Source organism: Ruegeria sp. BJ6 (assembly GCF_056537885.1).
In genome coordinates this window covers 90,200-110,803 of record NZ_JBQFSG010000012.1, presented here as the reverse complement: position 1 = coordinate 110,803, position 20,604 = coordinate 90,200, and the positions used below count along the sequence as shown (strand labels likewise).

Genomic DNA, 20,604 nt, shown 5'->3' with positions numbered 1-20,604 from the left:
CTAACAGCAGGTTCGTGGAACGAAATTGACGTTCGTCAATTCGCGTTTGGATTCACGCTTCTAGAAAGGCCGCGCTGAACCTGTTGACCGCCAAGGCAGAAAAGGAACAATCCTTGGATCACTTCCCATCGGCGTTTCCAACGTGCCCCGCGCCGCTGCAACGCGCCTTGCGGGTAGCCCCGCTTGTGCCGCTTTCCATAACACTCACAAAGTTCTCCAGAGCCGTCGCGGGCAGACACCCTTCGTTGTTTCGACGTCTGGGCGAGCACGCGCATGCGCGGTTTATTCTGGACCCCACCGACCTGCCCTTTGTCATCAGTTTGGAACCGCAGGGTGGCCGCCCAAACGTTCGGGCGTTGCGCGGGCATGGGCAAGGCGATGCAAGGATCGCGGGGGCGTTGTCCGTGCTGCTGGGCCTACTGCATGGCGCGGTTGACGGTGATGCGCTGTTTTTCTCTCGCGATCTGGTGATCGAAGGCGACACCGCCGCCGTACTTGCCCTGCGCAATGCGATCGACGACAGCGAGATTGATTTGTCGGAGGAACTGACACGCATATCTGGTCCGTTCTCTCCCGCGTTGCGGCAACTGGTCGGGCTGGCTGAACGCCGAGCCGGGCTATGCCTGTCCCGGCCAGAGGAGGCGTTGGCATGGTAATGGAAATCGTCTGCCCCGCCGGAACACCTGCGGCGTTGCGCGCTGCAGTCAAAGCCGGGGCTCATACCGTCTATTGTGGTTTTGCGGATGAAACCAACGCCCGAAACTTTCCCGGTCTGAACTTTGACCGGGCTGAAATGCGCGACGGCGTTGCATTTGCGCATGCGCATGGGGCCAAGGTTCTGGTGGCGATCAACACCTTTCCGCGAGCTGGTGCCGAACATATCTGGCATCAGGCAATCGGTGATGCTGCTGCTGCAGGGGCAGATGCCGTTATTCTGGCTGATCTGGGGCTGCTGGATTACGCCGCACGAAACCACCCGGCCCTAAGGCGCCATATGTCCGTACAGGCAGCGGCGGCAAATGCCGATATAATCAACTTCTGCGCCACCGAGTTTGGCATCCGACGTGTCGTGCTGCCGCGTGTCCTGTCCGTGCCCGAAATCGCTGCCATCAATGCCGAGACGGATGTGGAAACCGAAGTTTTTGTTTTCGGCGGCCTATGCGTGATGGCCGAAGGGCGCTGTTCACTTTCTTCTTATGCGACAGGTAAATCGCCAAACATGAACGGCGTGTGCTCACCGGCCAGTCATGTGGAATACCGCGAAAGCGCCGGAAAACTGGATGCCCGGCTGAACGGCTTTACGATCCATCGTGTCGGACAGGACGAGCCGGTACCCTACCCGACTCTTTGCAAAGGCTGTTTCAGCGCCGGTGGCAAGACCGGACACCTGTTCGAAGACCCGGTGAGCCTAAATGCTGAACGGCTGATCCCGCAGTTGTCTAAGGCAGGTGTCACGGCACTCAAAATCGAGGGGCGGCAAAGATCCAAGGCTTATGTCGCGCAAGTCGTGCGCAATTTTCGCGCGGCCGTGGACGCGCACGACAAGGGCCAGCCCGTGCCCGAGGGGTTGCTGGCGTCGCTATCCGAAGGTCAGGCGACAACCACGGGCGCTTATCGAAAAACCTGGAGGTGATGGCATGGAACTGACCGCAGGCCCCGTTCAGTATTTCTGGAAAGCCGACCAATGGGCAGTATTTTACGACGATCTTGCCACAGCCCCCGTCGATCGCGTGGTTCTGGGCGAATTGGTGTGTTCGAAACGCCTGCCCTTTTTTCAGGACCGTATTCCCGGCGCAATTTCGACCCTGCTGTCGGCCGGAAAACAGGTTGCCCTGACCAGCCTTGCGCTGATTACGTTGAAACGCGAGCGCAAGATCACTGCGGAACTGGCCGAAATGGGAGTGGAGATCGAGGTTAACGACCTGACGGCAATTGCCTATCTGCCAGAAGACACCGCCTTTTCGGTTGGCCCCTTGGTCAATGTTTATAACGAAAGCACTCTGCGTTGGCTTGCTGGGCGCGGCGCGACCCGTATCTGCCTGCCGCCAGAGCTTCCCCTAGCTTCGGTTTGTGTCCTAACGCGTGCAGGGCAAGAACACGGTGTCGCAATCGAGGTTTGGGGACACGGGCGTGTGCCCTTGGCTATCTCCGGGCGATGCTATCACGCACGCAGGCACGGGCGGACCAAGGATAACTGCCAGTTTGCCTGCGAAGAGGACCTCGATGGCCTCGACGTCCGCACGATGGACGACCAGCCTTTTCTATCGATGAACGGGGTGCAAACCCTGTCGGACAGCTATGCCTGCGTCGATTATCAGATTGAAGCACTGTGCGATGCAGGGGTATCCGCACTGCGTTTGTCACCGCAATCCTCGGGGTTTGGAAGCCTCTGCGAGATTTACCGACAGCGTGTCAGTGGGGCCGTGGGTCCCGGCGCAGTGTCCCAAGCCGTTCAGGATCAAACGCCCGGCATCCGGCTGAGCAACGGTTTTCTGTTAGGTACCAGCGGTGTTGAATGGTCTGATCGGTCTGCACCTGCGTAATTTGCTGCGGAAATAGCGATGCAATTCGCCTGTGGGTTCAGGTCTTTCTGGGCGATGCCCTACAGGCCGCTTTTTCCTGCGGCCTTCCTTTGCGCCGTCACCGTCGTTCTGATCTGGCCGTTGGGTGCGGAGTTCGGCTGGAACGCCCCATCACTTGGCACTCCGGCGCTGTGGCACGCACACGAACTGCTGTTCGGTTTTGGCGGAGCTGCCGTGGGTGGTTACATGCTGACTGCACTGCCCTCATGGACCGGAAGCCGCCCGTTGCAGGGCAGGCCGTTGCAGTTGCTTTTGCTGCTTTGGTGCCTTTCTCGATTGGTCTGTGCCAACGGCGGCCAACTGCCAGTCTGGGCGGTTCTGTTGCCGGGCCTGGGCTACTTTCTGTTTCTCGCGGCAATTCTGGCACGGGCGATCATTTCTGCGAAAGAAGGTCGAAAGGCCGGGTTTGTTGCCGTCGTTCTGGCGTTGGGTGTCTGCGATGCTCTGCTTCTCATTTCGTCTGTCAGCGGTGCATACGCGCAGGCCAGTCAGGTGGCCGGAGCTACGATATTGTTGTTTTCGATGTTGATAGCGGTGATTGGCGTCAAGGCAATCCCTGCTTTTAGCCGAAACTGGATGCTGGCTGTGCATGACCAAAAGGGGGATGGCACATCGCCAGCTCCGTGGGTTGCAGTATTTTGCATCGCCATAGGGACTGTGTCTTATCTCGTGAATGCGGGGATGTTCGGCGGCTTGGCCTTGTTGTTGGCCGCAGGCATTCTGGTTCGAAGGTTGCAAACATGGTTCCAGTGGGAAACACTGACGAACCCGCTTCTGACTGCGCTGAATGCTGCATTTCTCTGGTTGCCATTCGGGTTGTCGCTGATTGCAGTTGCCGTGATGGCCCCAAGTGCCCTTTCCACCGCAGCTGCGTTGCACGCCATCACGGTTGGCGCGATGGGTTGTCTGATCATGGCGATCACCGCCCGCGCCGCAGCAAAGCGGGAAAAGGGTGTCCTGCAGGCTCGCCGTGGCTTTGCGCTGTGCGCAACCCTGATCTGGCTGGCCTCGGTCTGTCGGCTGGCGGCGCCGTTACTTCCAGGTCACTATGGCTCCGTGATTTCAGCCTCGGCCCTGATGTGGTGCCTGGGATGGCTTGCCTTCACTATCACATTCATACCCGCATTGATCGGACCGCCGAACCGGCCCGTATTAAGCGGGAACCGGATCGGTAATCTCAGAAACGACTGAGGCAGGTGCGATCACTGCATGTCATGCTCTTTCTTGAATTCATTGACCAGATCCGTCAGCACGTCACTCACATCCCAGGCTCCTGCTTTCATCTCGTCACTCAGGGGATCAGTCAGACCGATCGTATCGGGTTTTGGCGGAGGTTTCGCTCCAGGCACCGACCAGGCTTCTTCGGTGATGACGGCCATGCGCTCTGTAATGGCGTCTTTGGTAATGTTCCAAACCATGTTGTCCGTGGCCAATGACAATGGCCCGTCATAGACCGTTCGAACCTGTTCATAGATATCGAACCGCGTACCTTCTTCGTTGAAAAAGTGGTACCCGACAGCGTGGCGCGGTTTAATCTCGGCCATCACTTTACCAAAGGCGGCCGGTGCCGTGTGGACCTGAGTGCCCACGCCAAGGGCCTGTTCGGGCGACTGACCGTACCACTGGACCAGCTGATCCGGTGTCAGAAAGGTTTCGTGAATCGCCAAATCCGCGTCCTTGGCATAGTCGATGTACCACTTGTTAGGATAGGTATCGCCGCCAATCACAATCTTCAGATCATTCCATTCCAGCGAAAAGCTGACCGGGCCGTCACCCGAATGAATCGCGGGCCATGACCGGATTACAACGCCGTTTTCGTCATACACGACCTCGTTTTCCCCACGAAAATCGAACTCGGTTACTTCAATTTTTCCGGGCTCCGGGCTGAGGGCAAAATTGCGCGTTTGCGCATCCCAGTTGTAGGCCTTCAGAAAATGTTCGACCGCGTATTTTGTGCCCATGTCCTCGGTTGCGCCGGACGGTCCCCAGATACGCAACGGGCCAGTCCGGCCTGCGGTCCAGCCACCCGCCCACAAAGTGGCGAGATCACCCCAGTGATCGGTGTGCAGGTGTGTGATGAATACCTTGTCCAGCATGTCATAGGGGATCATGTACGCTGCGACATTGGCCATTGAACCCGTGCCAATATCAAAAAAGAACTTATCGCCATTACCCAATTCGGCCAGAAAACAGGTCGCCGCCTGTTTGTGCCGCGCTGCCGGCATGCCTGTTCCGCACGCAATGAGACGAATTTCGTCATCCGCAAGCTCTTCGGTGCCGGGATAATAGACGTATCGATCAGGGGCAGTGCCATTTGGGTCTGAAACGGTTCCGCCAGCAGCGAATACTGCAGGCGAAAGAATGAGTGACATGCAGAACGCCAGAAAACTGGTGTTATTAATCTTCCCAACGTTTCGGGTTTTTCCCTTTGCGGTCATCAAAACTCTCCCCTTTCTTGATGAAGCTTCGGACAGGACACTAATTTTGCGGATAGCCCCTATTATTCTTATCTGTGAATAATTTTTGCATATTTTCTGACCGTTGTCCTCAGTGACCAATCAATAGGCACAGTGTTTGGAGTTGGAGTTGAGAACTCGCATCTGGCTGGTCTTTGCAGGCGCAAACTCAAACGTGTTTTTGCCCGATGATGAATGCTTGCGTGACGATCTGCTCACAGAAAATATGCGGCTCTTTCGACTACCCAAAACATTGCGATGATCGATGCACAGCCAGCAACAACCCCGCGCGACAACAACCAAACGCGTCCGGGAATTCTGCGCAACACGACAACTATCGGCCAAACAAGCACAACAATGGCCAGCTGGCCGATTTCAACGCCGACGTTGAACGCCAGAAGGCTTTGCCAGACATTCGGGGCATCAACTTTCAGGATCTGGTGCAGCATGAACGAAAATCCGAATCCGTGCAGCAATCCGATGCCGGAAGTCACCGAAAATGCACGCAGATTACCGCCGGGTGCTGTGTCGTCCTTAGACACGGCCATCCAGGCGGCGTAGATGATCGACAGAGCAATCGCCAGCTCAACGGTCGGGATAAACCATGCGCCACTGGGTGCGATGCCAAAAAAGCCGAGGATCAATGTAACCGTGTGGCCGATTGTAAATCCCGTTACCCGCTCGACAAGCGACCAAAGACCACTGGCCCCGATAATCATGCAAAGCACAAACAGAACGTGGTCCGGACCTTCAAGGATGTGGCGTATCCCTTCGACAACAAAGGTCGATACGGCAGCGGCAGACGACTGCATAATCTGAACGGGTTCGCCCATCAGTCCGGTTGCGCGAAAGGTCCTGATTGTGTCCCCGCGATAATCCAATATCAGGTTTGCGGTCTTTTCCTGTTCCGGCAGTCCCGGATCAAAAGAATGCGACATCGCATAAGATCGGATCGGTCCGCCGCCGTACTGAAGGTGAATGTCGACCACAGCATCACCAACATATGTCTCTGGCGCGTCGGGAGGAAAAGCCGCTTCACTTTCTAATGCGGCCTTTGCTTCGTGCCGTGTTGCAAATCCGGGCTCTGTTCCAATTGGATGCACCCTTACGGCCACGACCTCCAGCTGCAACTCACCTTCGTCACTTTGCACCTGAATATCACTTGTCGCGATTCTGCCCAGACCCATGGGATCGGCGGTCAACGCCCGATGATCAACGATGTGCATAACGGTGCCATCTTCCAGCCGGTTGATGGTAAACGGAGCAGGTTCAGGTAAACCATCATCCTGTACCGGGCCCAAAAGACCCGCCAAAAGGTAGGCCAGAGGAAGACGCAGGTACAGATCAGCCCCCTCATCGTTATGGACAACATGATGTATCCGCACATTCTGGTTGAGCTTGAAATGCGCCAGCGCAGCGGTGCCGCAAAGGCTTGCGAGCAATACTAGACAGGCAATCGCCCTTGCCAATTTGCGCGGCTTGCCGGTGGTTGAGTTAGATTGACCCATCATCATGATCATTTCTAAGCCTCTGTGCGATCCGGTACAGAAAATCATGAAACCTTTTGATTTCACAGGCTCAATATGAAATTTTGAATATGAACAGCGAAGAGAGTTCAACATTTCGGCGGTGTTGGGCCGAACGGCACGCGTAATGGTAAAGTTATTCTGCTTTTTCTTTCTTCTGGCGGCTTCTGCCGCACGGGCGGATTACATGCCGTTTGGCGGTGCAGAGGTTGCGCCGAACGTCGCAGAGTTTCACGTTGATGAAAACGGCGTGCATCTTCAGCTGGAGGTCTATTACGGCGATATTCCAGAGTTCGCGGCGCTGATCCCGGACGATTGGCTTACAGACTCAGAACGTCAGGCCCCGATTTTTCAGGATCGGATTAAGAAATTTGCGCAGAGCGGTCTGAGCCTGAAACGGGATGACGGGACACCGCTGCCTATTCAGATAAAGACCGTTGAGCCGCGTATGCGGGTTGATCGCACGACCCCGTTGTCCGGCAAGGTAGATCCCTATTCAGGGCGGCGATTTCCGGAACCACCGGAAGATAAACGCGTTCTTTATGCCGATCTGTTTTATGATTTCGAGGGTACAAAACCGGATGCGATAACGCTGACCCCGCCCATGGGCGACAACGGAAAGCCCGATGTCTCGATCGGGATGGTTTTGTTCGATAGGGATGTTCCGGTCACAAGCTTCAAGTTTCTGTCAGGTCCAGCCCAGTTGAATATCAATTGGGACGATCCATGGTATTCGCAATTCGCCAACAGGAACCTCAGAAGGCACCATGAATCTGCGGCAATGACGTTTCTTTATGTGGAACCGAGGGAAGTCCGGCATGAAAGTCTGATCAGAGTTCGCGATCTGGCGAATTTTATTGATAAAACAGCATTATACAGCCAAGACTTAAACAAAGAAGACCAGCAAAAGTTCAAAGCCGCCGCAATTGATTTTCTGACAAGCGACAACACGCTGACCTTGGACGGGAAACAGGTATCGGCCCATTCCGGCCGTGCGGAGTTTCTGAAAATCACGACCAATGGTCTGGAGGTACTGGATAATCCGGAACTCGTTGATCCATCCACCACTATGCTGGGCGTCATTCTGTCCTATCCGGTTGATGTCATTCCGCAAGAGGCAGTCATAACCTGGAACCTCTTCAATGATCGAATTCTGAAAGTTCCCGCAACACTCACTGATCCTGCAGGGCCTTTTCTTAGCGGCGCGACCCCCGATGCACCTGAAATAAAGTGGACCAATCATCTTTTGACATATGAAGAACCAGTGCTGTCTCACTTGACCACAAGCGGAGCAGATAGCATTCGTTTGCCTGTCCTGACACTGGCCTTTGCGCTTGTGGCCTTGATCGTTCTGGTATTTGCAATGCGAAAGAATGGAAGAACCAGACTGATATTGTCAGGCCTTTCCATCGCGTGTCTGATGTTGGCCGGGTTGTTTTATGGGCGCGGCGAGTTGGCTTTTGCAAACCCTCTTCAAAAAACTCCAGACGCCGAAACCGCGACAGCGATCTTTGCAACCATGCTGAACAACATAAACATTGCGGGCTATGAGGTTCTTGCGGACAGGAAGGCCGCGATACTGGAGCCGGTGCTGGCCGAGCAAACAAAAAAGGAGGTTCTGGCCGAGATCGAACGCGGTCTGACCATTCCTGTTGTGGGTGGTGGAAACGCCAGGTCCGACAGGGTTGAAGACGTGACGCTGACCGAAATCCGGCCACGTCAAAGCGGGCCGGGCTTTTCGGCCGTCGCCACCTGGACCGCGCGTGCGGGCGCGGGCCATTGGGGGCACAATCATCGCCGCAACGTCGCCTATCAGGCTGTGGTTGAGCTTGAAAACGCCGCGAGCGAATGGAAGCTCGCCGGCCTGACGATACTGTCCGCAAGGCAACTCGAATAACAAATCCTCATCCCCCGGTCACGGAGCAGACTGTAACCTCTTGGCAAACATGCCCGGCAAAATCACCCTGACCGAAAGATTTCCATTGCAGTCGGGGGGTTATCGGCTACTCATTCCAAACATGACCCAGCCTTCGCTTTCTTCAGAACAAACGGCTGACGGATTGCTTGTTCGCGTTGCAGGTAGAATGCTGACTCAGTCGCTGAACGTGGTTGAACGTCCATTTGAAGATGTAACAGGCAGTAATTCCAAGGCTGTGCTTGACCTGTCCGGGGTCGAAGCGCTGGATACCGGTGGCGCGTGGCTGATCGCCAACCTGAAACGCCGGTTAGAGGCTGAAGGCTGCGATGCGCAGGTAACGGGGGCCAAGCCGGCCCATGCTGCGCTTATCGAAACCGTTTCCGAAAACATGCCCGACGAGGCCGGACCCGAAGCCCCACCACATGGCTTTGTACCGTGGCTGGAACGGCTGGGTGAAAAAACCGCCGGTACGTTCAAGGATTCCATGTCAATTCTGGAATTTCTCGGCCTGACTCTGCATCGCCTTGTCCGATGTCTGCTGATGCCCTGGCGGCTGCGCAAGGCATCACTTGTCACGCATATGGACGAAACCGGTTTCAAGGCCATGCCCATCGTTATCCTGATGGGGTTTCTGATCGGTGTTGTGCTGGCATTTCAGGGCGCAACGCAGCTGAAACAGTTTGGCGCAGAAATTTTTGTGGTCGAACTGATTTCGATTTCGATCCTTCGGGAACTGGGCATCCTTCTGACCGCCATCATTGTTGCGGGCCGATCCGGGTCGGCCTTTACCGCGTCCATCGGATCGATGAAGGTGCAAGAGGAGATCGACGCGATGCGCACGCTGGGCCTTGACCCGATCGAGGTGCTGGTAGTCCCGCGTGTTCTGGCATTGATTATCGTGCTGCCCATCCTAGGCTTTGTCGCTGACATCGCCGGTCTGTTCGGCGGCGCATTGATGAGCTGGATCGACCTAGGTGTCAGCCCAGGCATGTTCCTGACGCGCCTCAAGGAAAACACCGATGTCTGGCAACTTGCCGTTGGCTTGATCAAGGCCCCCTTCTTTGCATTGGTTATAGGCGTGATCGCCTGCTGGCAGGCCATGCAGGTCAAGGGGTCATCAGAGAGTGTTGGGCAACGCACAACCGCTTCGGTCGTACAGTCCATCTTTATGGTCATTGCCATCGACGCTCTGTTTTCGATCTTCTTTTCGGAAGTGGGGGTCTGACATGGACGGCTCAACCGTACAGCAGACCACAAGAACCGGCGCACAGCGCGAGGCGGTCATCCGCGTCCGCAACCTGACCAATCGGTTCGGGCCTCAGGTTGTCCATGACAACCTTAATCTGGATGTCTGGCGGGGTGAGGTTCTGGGCGTTGTCGGCGGTTCCGGCACGGGCAAATCGGTGCTGCTCCGTACCATTGTGGGCCTCAACACGCCTGCGTCGGGCAGCATCGAAGTTCTGGGTGTTGATGTTCTGAACGCACCCGAAGAAGAACGCCGCCGCATCGAAAGACGCTGGGGCGTGGCGTTTCAGGACGGGGCGCTGTTTTCGTCGCTGACTGTATTGCAAAACGTGATGGCCCCGCTGCGCGAGCATGTGAATATCAGCGAAAGCCTGATGCGTTCGCTTGGCGCGCTCAAGATAAGCCTTGTGGGTCTGCCACAACTGAGTTGCGACAAGTTCCCTTCGGAATTGTCGGGCGGCATGCGCAAACGCGCCGCGCTGGCCCGTGCATTGGCAATGGACCCCGAGATCGTCTTTCTGGATGAACCGACCGCCGGTCTGGACCCGATCGGGGCGGCGGCATACGACGAACTGATTCAGGAACTGCAACAGGCGTTGGGGCTGACGGTATTCATGGTAACCCATGACCTCGACAGCCTTTACGCGATCTGTGACCGGATAGCCGTACTTGCCGAGAAACGTGTACTGGTGGAAGGTCCGATTGAAGAAATGGCCAAGGTCGATCATCCTTGGGTAAAGGAGTATTTCAACGGCCCCAGGGCGCGCGCAGCGCAAGATAAGGGGTATAACAGTTAGAGGCAGCCATGGAGACCCGAGCGAATTATCTTCTGATCGGTGCATTTACCCTGGCGGGTATTCTGGGCACATTTGGCTTTTTCCTCTGGCTTGCCAAGTTCGAGGTCAACCGCCAATACGCCTATTATGACGTGCTGTTCGACAACGTGTCGGGTCTGGCAACAGCCGGCGGTGTCAGCTTTAACGGCCTGCCGGTCGGACAGGTCATCGCACTGAATCTGGACGAGGACGACCCCGCCAAGGTGCGCGTCCGGATTGAAGTGAATGCCGACATCCCGGTCAAAACCGACACAATTGCACAACTGCAATCTCTGGGTGTCACTGGGGTCAGCTATGTTGAACTTTCGGGCGGATCGCCTACGGCAGAACGCTTGCCTGAAAACAGTGTCATCAAAAGCAAACGCAGCGCGATACAGTCGCTTTTCGAGGGCGCGCCAGAGCTTTTGAACAAGGCCATCGAACTGCTGGAGAACCTCAACACAGTCGTGGATGAGGAAAACCGACAAGCAGTCACCCGGATTTTGGACAACCTTGCCTCCGCCTCGGGGCGTCTGGACAAGACCCTGTCTGATTTCGAGTCGCTCTCGGGCGACCTGGGCAGCGCGGCCCGCGATATCGGCGCCTTCACAAAACGGCTGGATGAGCTATCCGATACAGCCGAAACCACTCTCAAAACCGGGACAGACACTCTGAACAGCGTCAAAGATGCCAGCGATTCCGCGAAATCGGCGCTTGATACGGCCAAACAGACACTTGAAACGGCGGAGACCATCATCAAAGACGATGTGAAGCCGTTTATCGAACGCGGCTCTGAACTGGCCGACCATCTTATTGTTCTCAGCGAACAGGGCAGTGTAACCCTTGGCACCATTACCGGAACGGTGGAAAACGCAAACGAAACTCTGGTTTCGATCACCTCTGCGATGGAAACCGCAAAGAGCGCGCTTTCTTCCGCCGAACAGGCATTTGACTCGGCCAACAGGGTCCTGGACACCGATATCTCTCCCGTCGTGGCCGATATCCGCAATGCGGCCGAACAGGTGGCGACAACCGTGTCGAACGTTGCCGGCAGCCTCGACAAGGTTTCGGACAACATCCTGAGCGCCTCGAACTCTGCATCCGAGTTGCTGGGAACGGTCGATGGAATCGTGCAGGCGAACCAGCGTCAGGTCTCGGATTTTCTGCGCGTAGGGTTGCCTCAGTTCGTGCGCTTCATCGAAGAGGCCCAACGACTGGTCGTCAATGTTGATCGTCTTGTGGACAGGGTGGAACGCGACCCCGCCCGCTTTCTGCTGGGAACCCAGGCTTCGGAGTTTCGTCAATGAACCGGCTTAATTTATTCTTCGCACTGGTCGTCACAGCAATCCTTGGCGGTTGCGCGGGGTTGGGCACTTTGAAGCAGGCGGCCAAGCCGAACGATTTGTATACGCTGACACCCAAAAGCACCTTTTCATCTTCCCTTCCGCGTCTCGCACAACAGATCGTTGTCGAAGAGCCGACTGCCACTGCAGCTGTGAACACCGATCAGATCGCCATTCAACCGACCCAGTTGCAGGTTCAATACCTGCCGCGTGCAAGGTGGGTGGACCGGGCGCCCCTGTTCGTTCAGTCTCTGCTGGTCGAAAGCTTTGAAAACACCAGAAAAGTGGCTGCGGTCGGACGCTCCACCGTCGGGCTGCGTGCAGATTACCTGGTCGTTCCGGATTTGCGCGAATTTCAGGGTCACGTGATCGGAGAAACCGAGAACTCGAAAACAGTTCAGATCAAGGTGCGGTTGAACATCAAGATCATTGACGAATTCGAAGATAAAATCATCGCCTCCAGTTCGTTCGAGGAAAAAGTGGTATCGGTCAGCGATCAAACGCCGGATCTGGTCAAGGCGTTCGATGAGGCCTTGGGCGATGCCATGCGCGACTCGGTGGAATGGAGCATCCGCAAGATCAGTGCCCACGCCGCCAACAACCCGCGCCCATCCCTGAACTGAACACACCGGTATCTGCGTAAACGGCGGTTTCCAATTTACTTTTCTGCTCCCGCTCATAAGCTTGCAGGTGGGAGGAGAGTTGCATGAGGACACAGGTTGCCATTATCGGTGGCGGACCTTCGGGGTTGTTGCTGGGTCAGTTGCTGCACCGTCGTGGAATAGACACAGTGGTTCTGGAACGCCGGACCCAAGATCATGTTCTAAGCCGTATTCGCGCTGGCATCCTTGAGGTAGGTTTCGTCAATCTGATGCGCGAAGCAGGCGTGGGCGAGCGCATGGACAAAGAAAGTTTCACCCATGACGGCGCGGTGATTTCTGATGGCGATGGCCAGTTCACGATCAATTTCAAGGAACACACTGGCAGTCACGTCGTGGTTTACGGCCAGACCGAAGTGACCCGAGATTTGTATGATGCCCGCGACGCCTCGGGCGCAAAGACCGTCTTTGAGGCCGAGCATGTGGAAATACATCAGGCCGATGGTGACGCACCATTCGTTACCTATGAAAAGGACGGTACCGAACACCGGATAGACTGCGACTTTGTTGCCGGATGTGATGGATTTCATGGCGTCAGCCGCCAAACCATACCTCTGACCGTAAGGCGGGAATATGAAAAGGTTTACCCGTTTGGATGGCTTGGCATTCTGTCTGAAACACCTCCTGTCCATGACGAGCTGATCTATTCCTGCTCGGATCGGGGATTTGCGCTTTGTTCCATGCGCAATGCCAACCTCAGCCGGTATTACATTCAATGCTCACTGTCAGACAGCCCCGAGGACTGGACTGACAAGGCGTTCTGGTCCGAACTGAAACGCCGCATTCCCACCGATGCCGCCGACCGCCTGGTCACAGGACCCTCGATCGAAAAATCAATCGCTCCGCTCAGGTCGTTCGTGACAGAGCCGATGCGTTGGGGGCGGCTTTTCCTGTGTGGGGATGCCGCGCATATTGTGCCGCCGACCGGCGCCAAGGGTTTGAACACGGCTGCGAGTGATATCCACTATTTGTATCACGCTCTGACCGGGTTTTTTGAAAACAGCGACACCGAAGGGATCGATACTTACTCGCAAAACGCTCTGGCGCGCGTATGGAAGACCGAACGTTTCAGCTGGTGGATGACAAACCTGCTTCACCGTTTTCCGCACCAAACGGAATTCGATCTGCGGATTCAGCGCGCCGAACTGGATTTCCTGCGCACCAACCGCGAAGCGCAATCGGTACTTGCACAAAATTACGTAGGGCTGCCTTATTGATCAAAGCGGCGACGCATCAGAGGGGTCAGTATGTCCGAAAAATTTGAACGCGGGATGCAGATCAGACGCAGCGTTCTTGGCGATGCGCATGTCGATCGGGCCGAGGCAACCAAAACTGACTTTGACGAGCCGTTTCAGACCCTGATCACCGAAGGCGCCTGGGGGACGGTCTGGGCGTCCGAAGGCATCACCCTGCGCGAACGGTCGATGTTGACCCTTGCATTGCTGGCCGCACTTGGAAATTTCGAAGAGATTCCGATGCATATACGCGCCACCGCCAATACCGGTGCAACCAAGCAGGATGTTCTGGAGGTGTTTCAGCACGTCGCCATCTATGCGGGCGTGCCACGTGCGAACCATGCCCTGAAACTGGCCAGACAAACCTATGCCGAAATGGAGGGGGAATGACCCAAGATCACTCTGGAAAAGGCGTACCCATGTCAAAGCCCGGCGAATTTTACCAACGTGACCGCGATTGGCACCCCCCTGCCCTGACACCGGGCTACAAGACCTCGGTCGCGCGCTCCCCAAGACTCGCGCTTATCAGCATCGAAAATACCCTGAGCGAAATTACCGGGCCTGCCTTTGGTCATGGCGACATAAACCCCGGCGACAACGATCTGCTGTCGAACTATGCCAAACCGGGCGAAAGTCCGATTGGAGAGCGCATCATCCTGCATGGCCGCGTACTGGATGAGAATGCGCGTCCGGTTCCCAATACGCTGGTGGAAATCTGGCAAGCCAATGCGGGTGGGCGGTACCGTCACAAGAACGATACCTACTTCGCCCCTATTGATCCGAATTTCGGCGGGTGTGGCCGCACCCTGACTGACGAAAACGGATATTACTATTTCCGAACAGTCAAACCCGGAGCATATCCGTGGCGCAACCGGATCAATGACTGGCGACCTGCCCATATTCACGTTTCGGTCTTTGGCACGGCTTTTGCGCAACGCCTCATCACACAATGTTATTTCGAGGGCGACCCGCTAATCCCCAGATGCCCGATCGTCAGAACGATCCCTGACCCCGAGGCTGTGAACCAACTGGTTGCGGTGCTGGACATGAACGCAGCGATCCCTCTGGATGCGCTGGCCTATAAATTCGACATTGTTTTACGCGGGCGGCGCTCGACCCTGTTCGAAAACCGGTTGGAGGGAAACTGATGGCACAAGATCTCAAATACCTTCGGGAGACTCCGTCGCAGACGGCCGGACCGTATGTCCACATTGGCCTGGCGCCGGGTGCTGCCGGATTTGACATCTACGGGCGCGAACTTGGCTGGGACATAGCCGGACCCAGCGCAAAGGGCGAGAGAATTCGGGTTGAGGGTCTGGTGATCGATGGCACGGGCAGCCCCGTCAGGGACGTGATGCTGGAGGTCTGGCAGGCAAACGCTGCCGGCATCTATGCCCATCCCGAACAGCCCGGTCAGGTCGAGGACGGGTTTCGGGGATGGGGCCGTGTGATCACCGATTTCGAAACAGGCGAATGGGGTTTTGACACGATCAAGCCCGGCGCGGTTCCGGGGCGATCCGGCAAAGTGATGGCGCCGCATATCAACCTTTGGATTGTGGCACGCGGGATCAATGTCGGCCTGAACACGCGCCTGTACTTCAGTGACGAAGCTGGCGCAAACGGTGCCGACCCGGTGCTGAACACCATTGAATGGAAAAACCGCCGAACAACCCTGATTGCAGATCGGCAGGAACGCGATGGGCGGATCGTCTATCGCTTTGACATCCGCCTTCAGGGCGAAGATGAAACCGTCTTTTTTGACATCTGAACCGGAGGGAACATGTCCAAACCCTGCATCATCTGTGTCGCGATCACCGGATCGGTTCCGACCAAAGAAAACAATCCTGCAGTTCCCATATCCGTGGATGAGCAGATTGAAAGCACGCATGAAGCCTTTGAAGCCGGTGCCTCAATCGCCCATTGCCACGTACGCAACGAGGATCAGACACCAACCAGCGACCCCGAGCGGTTTGCCCGGCTCAAGGAAGGGTTACAAAAACACTGCCCCGGTATGGTCATCCAGTTCTCGACAGGTGGCCGATCCGGTGCTGGCGCGGCCCGTGGGGGTATGTTGCCCCTGAGCCCGGACATGGCTTCTCTGTCCGTGGGGTCAAACAATTTCCCCACGCGCGTTTATGAAAACCCGCCCGATCTGATTGACTGGCTGGCGGGCGAAATGCGCACCTATGAAGTAACGCCAGAAATTGAGGCATTTGATCTGTCCCATATCCTGCAGGCCATACGCCTACATGGTCAGGGGGTGCTGTACGGCAAGCTTTATGTCCAGTTTGTTATGGGCGTCAAAAATGCCATGCCTGCTGACCGCGAGGTGTTTGATTTCTACGTAAACACCATGCAGACACGGGCACCGGAGGCCGAATGGTGCGCAGCCGGGATCGGAGCCAATCAGCTGGCAGTGAACGAATGGGCGATTGCCGCAGGCGGGCACACCAGAACCGGATTGGAAGACAATGTTCGTCTGGACAAATCATCGCTTGCCCCATCTAACGCGGCTCTGGTCAAACGTGCCGTTGAACTCTGCGAGAAATACGAGCGCCCCGTCGCCACATGGCAACAGGCCCGGAACATTCTGGAATTGCGCCCGGCGTAGGAATCCCCAGAACGGATTGTCTCAACGTTCCTGACGCGTGGTACGGATCAAATCGAAGGCTGACGCGTCGGGTCGGCAAGAAAGGGCTGCAATCCCTGCAAGAACGCATCGATGAAGTCCAGCGCCAGCAGCGACCTGCTGCCGGCGGCAGGTTGCAAAATGGACAGGCGATGGTGGATGTCGGGCCGAAACGGGACAATCGCGACGTTCTGATCCCGAAAAGCCTCGGCATCCAGGGCGCTGACGATCGACGCCCCCTGCCCCTGATTGATGATAATACACGCGGTCGAAAATTGGCGCACTTCGATCCAGCTGTTCATTTCCACACCATATTCGGCGAATGCGTTTGACAGCTTTCTATAAAACGGACTGTCACGCCGGGTGTGGATCAATTTGAGATCACGAAGATCGGATGGTGATACCGAATCTCGGTGGGCCAGCGGATCGTCTTTGTGCAAAACACAGACGGTGCGGATCGGTACATTGATGTTCTCAACTGCGGGGTGCGTTGCAAATTCATCGGTAATTCCGCAATCGTATTGCTGCCCGATGATCCATTCCAGAATGCGCTCTGGCCTGTCCGGCTCAAGTGTAAGGCGGACGCTTGGCCGATGCCTCAGGAATCCCGCCAGTAGCTCGGGCAAAAGTGTATTGGCAAAACCCGGCAGGCAGGCAATCCGCAGGTGTCCTGCAGTGCGCTCTGTCAGGTCCCGGGTGAGTTCCTCGAGGTGGTTCAGATTCTCGAAAACGCGGCCAACCTCGGACAACAAATATCGCGCTTCGCTGGTCGGAACCAACATGCCATCCTTGCGCACAAAAAGATCCACCGCCACCGATTTTGAGAAATCCGACAAAAGCCGACTGGCAGCGGGTTGGGAAATTCCAAGTATTTTTGCGGCACGAGTCACAGAACCCGTATGCGCAATGGCCTGAAACGCTTCGAGTTGCCTGAGTTTAAATTTCAATGGATTACGGTCCCTTGGAGAGATTTCTGCTACCGGTTATATAATGTTGTGTTATGAAAATTGTCAAAAAACTTTTGCTTGAATTATTCTCTCGGCCTGACGCAAAAAGGTTCGAGAGCTAACTTCAGGGAGAAGAGACTCATGACAATCAAGTCCTCACTCAGCGCCTTTGCACTGGTCGCAGCAACCGGCGGCATGGCTTTTGCTGAAACCGAAATTCAATGGTGGCACGCGATGGGCGGCACCAATGGTGAGCGCGTCAACAAGATCGCCGAGGACTTCAATGCCTCGCAGAGCGACTACAAGGTGGTTCCTGTTTACAAGGGGAACTACACGGAAACCATGACCGCCGCGATTGCCGCGTTCCGTGCGCAGGAACACCCCCAAATCGTTCAGGTGTTCGAGGTCGGCACCGCGACGATGATGGCGGCGCAAGGCGCAATCTATCCGGTTGAAAAGTTGATGTCCGATACGGGCGAACCGTTTGACGGCGACGCTTTCCTTCCGGCGGTGGTCTCGTATTACGAGACACCTGAGGGCGAGTTGCTGTCGATGCCGTTCAACAGCTCGACCCCGGTTCTGTGGTACAACAAGGATGCGCTGGACGCGGCAGGCGCGGCGGTTCCCACCACTTGGGCCGAAGTTAAGGAATCTGCACAAAAGCTGGTCGACAACGGCATGAAGTGCGGCTTTTCCTTTGGCTGGCAATCCTGGGTTATGATCGAGAATTTCTCGGCCTGGCACAATCTCCCGACTGGCACCCTCGAAAACGGGTTTGGCGGGTTTGACACCGAATTCACCTTCAACAACGACAAAGTCGCCGCGCGTCTGGATGACGTGGCCTCGATGTCCGATGGTAATCTGTTCGTCTACGGCGGTCGCCGCGGTGACAGCCTTCCGATGTTCACCAACGGTGAATGCGGCATGTGGATGAACTCGTCTGCCTATTATGGTTCGATTTCTTCGCAGGCCGAGTTCGAATTCGGTCAGACCATGCTGCCGCTGGATACAGCCGTGGCAGATGCGCCGCAGAACTCGATCATCGGTGGTGCAACTCTGTGGGTCCTTGGGGGCCATGACGATGAAGAATACAAAGGGACCGCAAAGTTCCTGACCTATCTGTCATCGCCCGAAGTTCAGGCATGGTGGCATCAGGAAACCGGTTACGTGCCGATCACCACAGCGGCCTATGACCTGTCGAAGGAACAGGGTTTCTATGACAAGAACCCCGGCACCGACATCGCCATCCAGCAGCTGAGCCTGAACGCCCCGACCGCCAACAGCCGTGGTCTGCGGTATGGCAACTTCGTGCAGGTTCGTGACGTAATCAACGAAGAGATGGAGGCCGTTTGGGCCGGTGAAAAGTCGGCGCAGGAAGCGCTTGATAACGCGGTCGAGCGTGGCAACGATCTGCTGCGCCGTTTCGAACGCACCACCAACTAATCCATAATCAGGGATCATGCCGTTCCTTCGGGAGCGGCATGATCCAATTCGGTCAGGGCCATTCATGCTCAAGAGAGTACACTTCCCTTCCGCGCCGCTGCCATATCTTTTGGTTGCGCCGCAGATTGCCATCACGCTGATATTCTTTATCTGGCCCGCAAGTCAGGCGATGTATCAGTCCTTTCTTATTCAGGATGCGTTCGGCCTTGGCACCGAATTTGTCTGGTTCGAGAATTTCGAAATTCTCTGGTCGGATGAGCTGTATCTGGCAAGTTTCAAAAGAACGGCGGTGTTTTCGATCCTCGTGGCTGCGCTTTCGATGGGGTTCGCACTTGTTCTGGCGGGTTTCGCGCAAAGGGTAATTCGCGGCGCCATGTTCTATCGGACGCTGCTGATCTGGCCTTACGCGGTTGCCCCAGTTCTGGCCGGGGCGTTGTGGGTATTCATGTTCAACCCCACGCTGGGCATTTTCCCGTATTTTCTGGAATTCGCAGGCATCACCTGGAACCACTACCTGAACGGAAATCAGGCAATGGCACTTGTGATCCTCGCAGCCGCATGGAAGCAGGTCGCCTATAACTTCCTGTTCTATCTAGCTGCCATGCAATCCATCCCCAACTCGGTTATCGAGGCCGCCGCCATCGATGGCGCGGGACCCGGTCGCCGGTTTTGGACAATCATCTTTCCGCTGATTTCGCCGACCACGTTCTTTTTGCTGGTCATCAACATGGTTTACGCCTTTTTCGAAACCTTCGGCATCATTCATGCGGTGACGCAGGGCGGACCGGGTACGGCGACGACGATCCTTGTCTACAAGGTGTTCAATGACGGGTTTGTTGGTCTGGACCTCGGCGGTTCGGCCGCGCAATCGGTGATCCTGATGGCGCTGGTCATTGCGATGACGGTAATCCAGTTCCGCTTTGTCGAAAGAAAGGTGGAATACTGATGGTCGAAAATCGCCCGCTTGCCACGTTCCTCACGCATGTGGCCCTGATCATTGGCGTCTTTGCAATCGCGCTTCCTGTCTGGATCACCTTCGTTGCATCCACCCATGATGAATTGCGTATGACTCAGGCGCCATTGCCACTCTGGCCCGGCACGCATTTCTGGGAAAATATGAACCAGACACTGTTCGGCAAAGGGCTGAGCGGTACTGAACAGGCACCTGTCTGGCTGATGTTGCTGAACAGCCTTGCCATGGCGATGATGATCTCCGTCGGAAAGATCGTGATCTCATTGCTGTCGGCCTTTGCCATCGTCTACTTCAAGTTTCCATTCCGCATGACGTTCTTCTGGCTGATTTTCATCACGCTCATGTTGCCGGTCGAAGTGCGGATTTTGCCCACCTTCGAGGTGGTGGCAAACCTTGGAATGCTAAACAGCTATTGGGGGCTTTCCATCCCGCTGATCGCGTCGGCCACTGCGACTTTCATGTTCCGTCAGGTGTTTTTGACCGTACCGGACGAGTTGCTGGAAAGCGCGCGGATCGACGGTGCGGGTCCCATGCGGTTCTTCTGGGACATCCTGATCCCGATGTCGCGCACAAACATCGCGGCATTGTTCGTGATCCTTTTCATCTTTGGGTGGAACCAGTACCTCTGGCCGCTGCTGATCACGACCGACACGTCAATGACGACTATCGTTATGTCAATCAAACAGATGCTGGAGGCCGCGGAGCAGAGCCCCCAATGGAACATCATCATGATGACCGCCCTTCTGGCGATGATCCCCCCGGTATTTGTGGTCATCGCAATGCAAAAGCTCTTTGTTCAGGGCTTGACGGAAACCGACAAGTAGGACGCCCTA

Annotated in this window: 20 protein-coding genes; 17 read left to right on the top strand and 3 right to left on the bottom strand. The window is 55.9% G+C overall.

The window, feature by feature from the left end; all coding sequences use genetic code 11:
* The first annotated feature begins 113 nt into the window (after nucleotides 1-113).
* The 4 genes from ubiT to ACR0D6_RS20185 are packed head-to-tail and all read left to right on the top strand — an operon-like array spanning nucleotide 114 to nucleotide 3,773.
* On the top strand, nucleotides 114-656 hold the full coding sequence (gene ubiT / locus ACR0D6_RS20200; RefSeq protein ID WP_480766846.1) for a ubiquinone anaerobic biosynthesis accessory factor UbiT: 543 nt from the start codon (nucleotides 114-116) through the stop codon (nucleotides 654-656).
* The gene (gene ubiU / locus ACR0D6_RS20195; protein ID WP_480766890.1) at nucleotides 656-1,633 is read left to right on the top strand and encodes a ubiquinone anaerobic biosynthesis protein UbiU; all 978 of its coding nucleotides are present in this window, start codon (nucleotides 656-658) and stop codon (nucleotides 1,631-1,633) included. Before ubiT ends, ubiU begins: the two co-directional genes overlap by 1 nt.
* 4 nt (nucleotides 1,634-1,637) lie before the next feature.
* Nucleotides 1,638-2,543, top strand: a complete 906-nt coding sequence (gene ubiV, locus ACR0D6_RS20190; protein WP_480766845.1) for a ubiquinone anaerobic biosynthesis protein UbiV — start codon at nucleotides 1,638-1,640, stop codon at nucleotides 2,541-2,543.
* Nucleotides 2,544-2,561: 18 nt separating this feature from the next.
* On the top strand, nucleotides 2,562-3,773 hold the full coding sequence (locus ACR0D6_RS20185; RefSeq protein WP_480766844.1) for an NnrS family protein: 1,212 nt from the start codon (nucleotides 2,562-2,564) through the stop codon (nucleotides 3,771-3,773).
* Between the two features lie 11 nt (nucleotides 3,774-3,784).
* Here the strand turns inward: ACR0D6_RS20185 and gntH are convergent, their stop codons facing one another.
* Together gntH and ACR0D6_RS20175 are read right to left on the bottom strand one after the other, a co-directional pair.
* Nucleotides 3,785-4,954 carry a guanitoxin biosynthesis MBL fold metallo-hydrolase GntH gene (gene gntH, locus ACR0D6_RS20180; protein WP_480766843.1) on the bottom strand — a complete coding sequence of 390 codons (1,170 nt, stop codon included), beginning with the start codon at nucleotides 4,952-4,954 and terminating at the stop codon, nucleotides 3,785-3,787.
* A 299-nt stretch (nucleotides 4,955-5,253) separates the two neighbouring features.
* A complete protein-coding gene (locus ACR0D6_RS20175) occupies nucleotides 5,254-6,480 on the bottom strand; it encodes a HupE/UreJ family protein (RefSeq protein WP_480766842.1) in 1,227 nt (408 codons plus the stop codon).
* A gap of 211 nt (nucleotides 6,481-6,691) precedes the next feature.
* Between ACR0D6_RS20175 and ACR0D6_RS20170 the strand changes: the two genes are divergently transcribed.
* The 10 genes from ACR0D6_RS20170 to ACR0D6_RS20125 all read left to right on the top strand — a co-directional run bounded on the left by ACR0D6_RS20170 (nucleotide 6,692) and on the right by ACR0D6_RS20125 (nucleotide 16,390).
* Nucleotides 6,692-8,461, top strand: coding sequence for a hypothetical protein (locus ACR0D6_RS20170; protein ID WP_480766841.1), 1,770 nt, complete (start codon nucleotides 6,692-6,694; stop codon nucleotides 8,459-8,461).
* Between the two features lie 121 nt (nucleotides 8,462-8,582).
* Nucleotides 8,583-9,707, top strand: a complete 1,125-nt coding sequence (locus ACR0D6_RS20165; RefSeq protein WP_480766840.1) for an ABC transporter permease — start codon at nucleotides 8,583-8,585, stop codon at nucleotides 9,705-9,707.
* 1 nt (nucleotide 9,708) lies between these two features.
* Nucleotides 9,709-10,524, top strand: a complete 816-nt coding sequence (locus ACR0D6_RS20160; RefSeq protein ID WP_170652792.1) for an ATP-binding cassette domain-containing protein — start codon at nucleotides 9,709-9,711, stop codon at nucleotides 10,522-10,524.
* Between the two features lie 8 nt (nucleotides 10,525-10,532).
* On the top strand, nucleotides 10,533-11,849 hold the full coding sequence (locus ACR0D6_RS20155) for an MlaD family protein (RefSeq protein ID WP_170652790.1): 1,317 nt from the start codon (nucleotides 10,533-10,535) through the stop codon (nucleotides 11,847-11,849).
* Nucleotides 11,846-12,508 (top strand): ABC-type transport auxiliary lipoprotein family protein, encoded by a 663-nt coding sequence (locus ACR0D6_RS20150; RefSeq protein WP_480766839.1) that lies wholly within the window; start codon nucleotides 11,846-11,848, stop codon nucleotides 12,506-12,508. Before ACR0D6_RS20155 ends, ACR0D6_RS20150 begins: the two co-directional genes overlap by 4 nt.
* An 83-nt stretch (nucleotides 12,509-12,591) precedes the next feature.
* Nucleotides 12,592-13,761, top strand: coding sequence for a 4-hydroxybenzoate 3-monooxygenase (pobA, locus tag ACR0D6_RS20145; RefSeq protein ID WP_480766838.1), 1,170 nt, complete (start codon nucleotides 12,592-12,594; stop codon nucleotides 13,759-13,761).
* A gap of 30 nt (nucleotides 13,762-13,791) precedes the next feature.
* The gene (gene pcaC, locus ACR0D6_RS20140; RefSeq protein ID WP_480766837.1) at nucleotides 13,792-14,169 is read left to right on the top strand and encodes a 4-carboxymuconolactone decarboxylase; all 378 of its coding nucleotides are present in this window, start codon (nucleotides 13,792-13,794) and stop codon (nucleotides 14,167-14,169) included.
* A 29-nt stretch (nucleotides 14,170-14,198) separates the two neighbouring features.
* Complete coding sequence (pcaH, locus tag ACR0D6_RS20135) at nucleotides 14,199-14,927, top strand: protocatechuate 3,4-dioxygenase subunit beta (protein WP_480766889.1); 729 nt, start codon at nucleotides 14,199-14,201, stop codon at nucleotides 14,925-14,927.
* Nucleotides 14,927-15,547, top strand: coding sequence for a protocatechuate 3,4-dioxygenase subunit alpha (gene pcaG / locus ACR0D6_RS20130; protein ID WP_480766836.1), 621 nt, complete (start codon nucleotides 14,927-14,929; stop codon nucleotides 15,545-15,547). Before pcaH ends, pcaG begins: the two co-directional genes overlap by 1 nt.
* A gap of 12 nt (nucleotides 15,548-15,559) precedes the next feature.
* Nucleotides 15,560-16,390: a 3-oxoadipate:acetyl-CoA acetyltransferase gene (locus tag ACR0D6_RS20125; RefSeq protein ID WP_480731605.1), complete on the top strand. Its 831-nt coding sequence runs from the start codon at nucleotides 15,560-15,562 to the stop codon at nucleotides 16,388-16,390.
* A 47-nt stretch (nucleotides 16,391-16,437) separates the two neighbouring features.
* Here ACR0D6_RS20125 and ACR0D6_RS20120 read toward each other — a convergent pair whose 3' ends face one another.
* Nucleotides 16,438-17,355: a LysR substrate-binding domain-containing protein gene (locus ACR0D6_RS20120; RefSeq protein ID WP_480766835.1), complete on the bottom strand. Its 918-nt coding sequence runs from the start codon at nucleotides 17,353-17,355 to the stop codon at nucleotides 16,438-16,440.
* Nucleotides 17,356-17,496: 141 nt separating this feature from the next.
* Here ACR0D6_RS20120 and ugpB point away from each other — a divergent pair, with 141 nt between their 5' ends.
* The 3 genes from ugpB to ugpE all read left to right on the top strand — a co-directional run bounded on the left by ugpB (nucleotide 17,497) and on the right by ugpE (nucleotide 20,595).
* Complete coding sequence (gene ugpB / locus ACR0D6_RS20115) at nucleotides 17,497-18,798, top strand: sn-glycerol-3-phosphate ABC transporter substrate-binding protein UgpB (RefSeq protein WP_480766834.1); 1,302 nt, start codon at nucleotides 17,497-17,499, stop codon at nucleotides 18,796-18,798.
* A gap of 64 nt (nucleotides 18,799-18,862) precedes the next feature.
* Nucleotides 18,863-19,744 carry a sn-glycerol-3-phosphate ABC transporter permease UgpA gene (ugpA, locus tag ACR0D6_RS20110; RefSeq protein ID WP_170652774.1) on the top strand — a complete coding sequence of 294 codons (882 nt, stop codon included), beginning with the start codon at nucleotides 18,863-18,865 and terminating at the stop codon, nucleotides 19,742-19,744.
* The gene (gene ugpE, locus ACR0D6_RS20105) at nucleotides 19,744-20,595 is read left to right on the top strand and encodes a sn-glycerol-3-phosphate ABC transporter permease UgpE (protein WP_170652772.1); all 852 of its coding nucleotides are present in this window, start codon (nucleotides 19,744-19,746) and stop codon (nucleotides 20,593-20,595) included. The genes ugpA and ugpE overlap by 1 nt, the downstream gene beginning before the upstream one ends.
* Nucleotides 20,596-20,604: the final 9 nt, after the last annotated feature.

Bases quoted from the DNA above. Each gene is read 5' to 3' on its own strand.
- ACR0D6_RS20170 (WP_480766841.1), top strand. From the start codon at position 6,692: ATGGTAAAGTTATTCTGCTTTTTCTTTCTTCTGGCGGCTTCTGCCGCA.
- ugpB (WP_480766834.1), top strand. From the start codon at position 17,497: ATGACAATCAAGTCCTCACTCAGCGCCTTTGCACTGGTCGCAGCAACC.
- gntH (WP_480766843.1), bottom strand. From the start codon at position 4,954: ATGTCACTCATTCTTTCGCCTGCAGTATTCGCTGCTGGCGGAACCGTT.
- pobA (WP_480766838.1), top strand. From the start codon at position 12,592: ATGAGGACACAGGTTGCCATTATCGGTGGCGGACCTTCGGGGTTGTTG.
- pcaH (WP_480766889.1), top strand. From the start codon at position 14,199: ATGTCAAAGCCCGGCGAATTTTACCAACGTGACCGCGATTGGCACCCC.
- ACR0D6_RS20165 (WP_480766840.1), top strand. From the start codon at position 8,583: ATGACCCAGCCTTCGCTTTCTTCAGAACAAACGGCTGACGGATTGCTT.
- ubiU (WP_480766890.1), top strand. From the start codon at position 656: ATGGAAATCGTCTGCCCCGCCGGAACACCTGCGGCGTTGCGCGCTGCA.
- ACR0D6_RS20150 (WP_480766839.1), top strand. From the start codon at position 11,846: ATGAACCGGCTTAATTTATTCTTCGCACTGGTCGTCACAGCAATCCTT.
- ACR0D6_RS20155 (WP_170652790.1), top strand. From the start codon at position 10,533: ATGGAGACCCGAGCGAATTATCTTCTGATCGGTGCATTTACCCTGGCG.
- pcaG (WP_480766836.1), top strand. From the start codon at position 14,927: ATGGCACAAGATCTCAAATACCTTCGGGAGACTCCGTCGCAGACGGCC.
- ACR0D6_RS20125 (WP_480731605.1), top strand. From the start codon at position 15,560: ATGTCCAAACCCTGCATCATCTGTGTCGCGATCACCGGATCGGTTCCG.
- ugpA (WP_170652774.1), top strand. From the start codon at position 18,863: ATGCTCAAGAGAGTACACTTCCCTTCCGCGCCGCTGCCATATCTTTTG.
- ACR0D6_RS20185 (WP_480766844.1), top strand. From the start codon at position 2,562: ATGCAATTCGCCTGTGGGTTCAGGTCTTTCTGGGCGATGCCCTACAGG.
- pcaC (WP_480766837.1), top strand. From the start codon at position 13,792: ATGTCCGAAAAATTTGAACGCGGGATGCAGATCAGACGCAGCGTTCTT.
- ugpE (WP_170652772.1), top strand. From the start codon at position 19,744: ATGGTCGAAAATCGCCCGCTTGCCACGTTCCTCACGCATGTGGCCCTG.
- ubiV (WP_480766845.1), top strand. From the start codon at position 1,638: ATGGAACTGACCGCAGGCCCCGTTCAGTATTTCTGGAAAGCCGACCAA.
- ACR0D6_RS20160 (WP_170652792.1), top strand. From the start codon at position 9,709: ATGGACGGCTCAACCGTACAGCAGACCACAAGAACCGGCGCACAGCGC.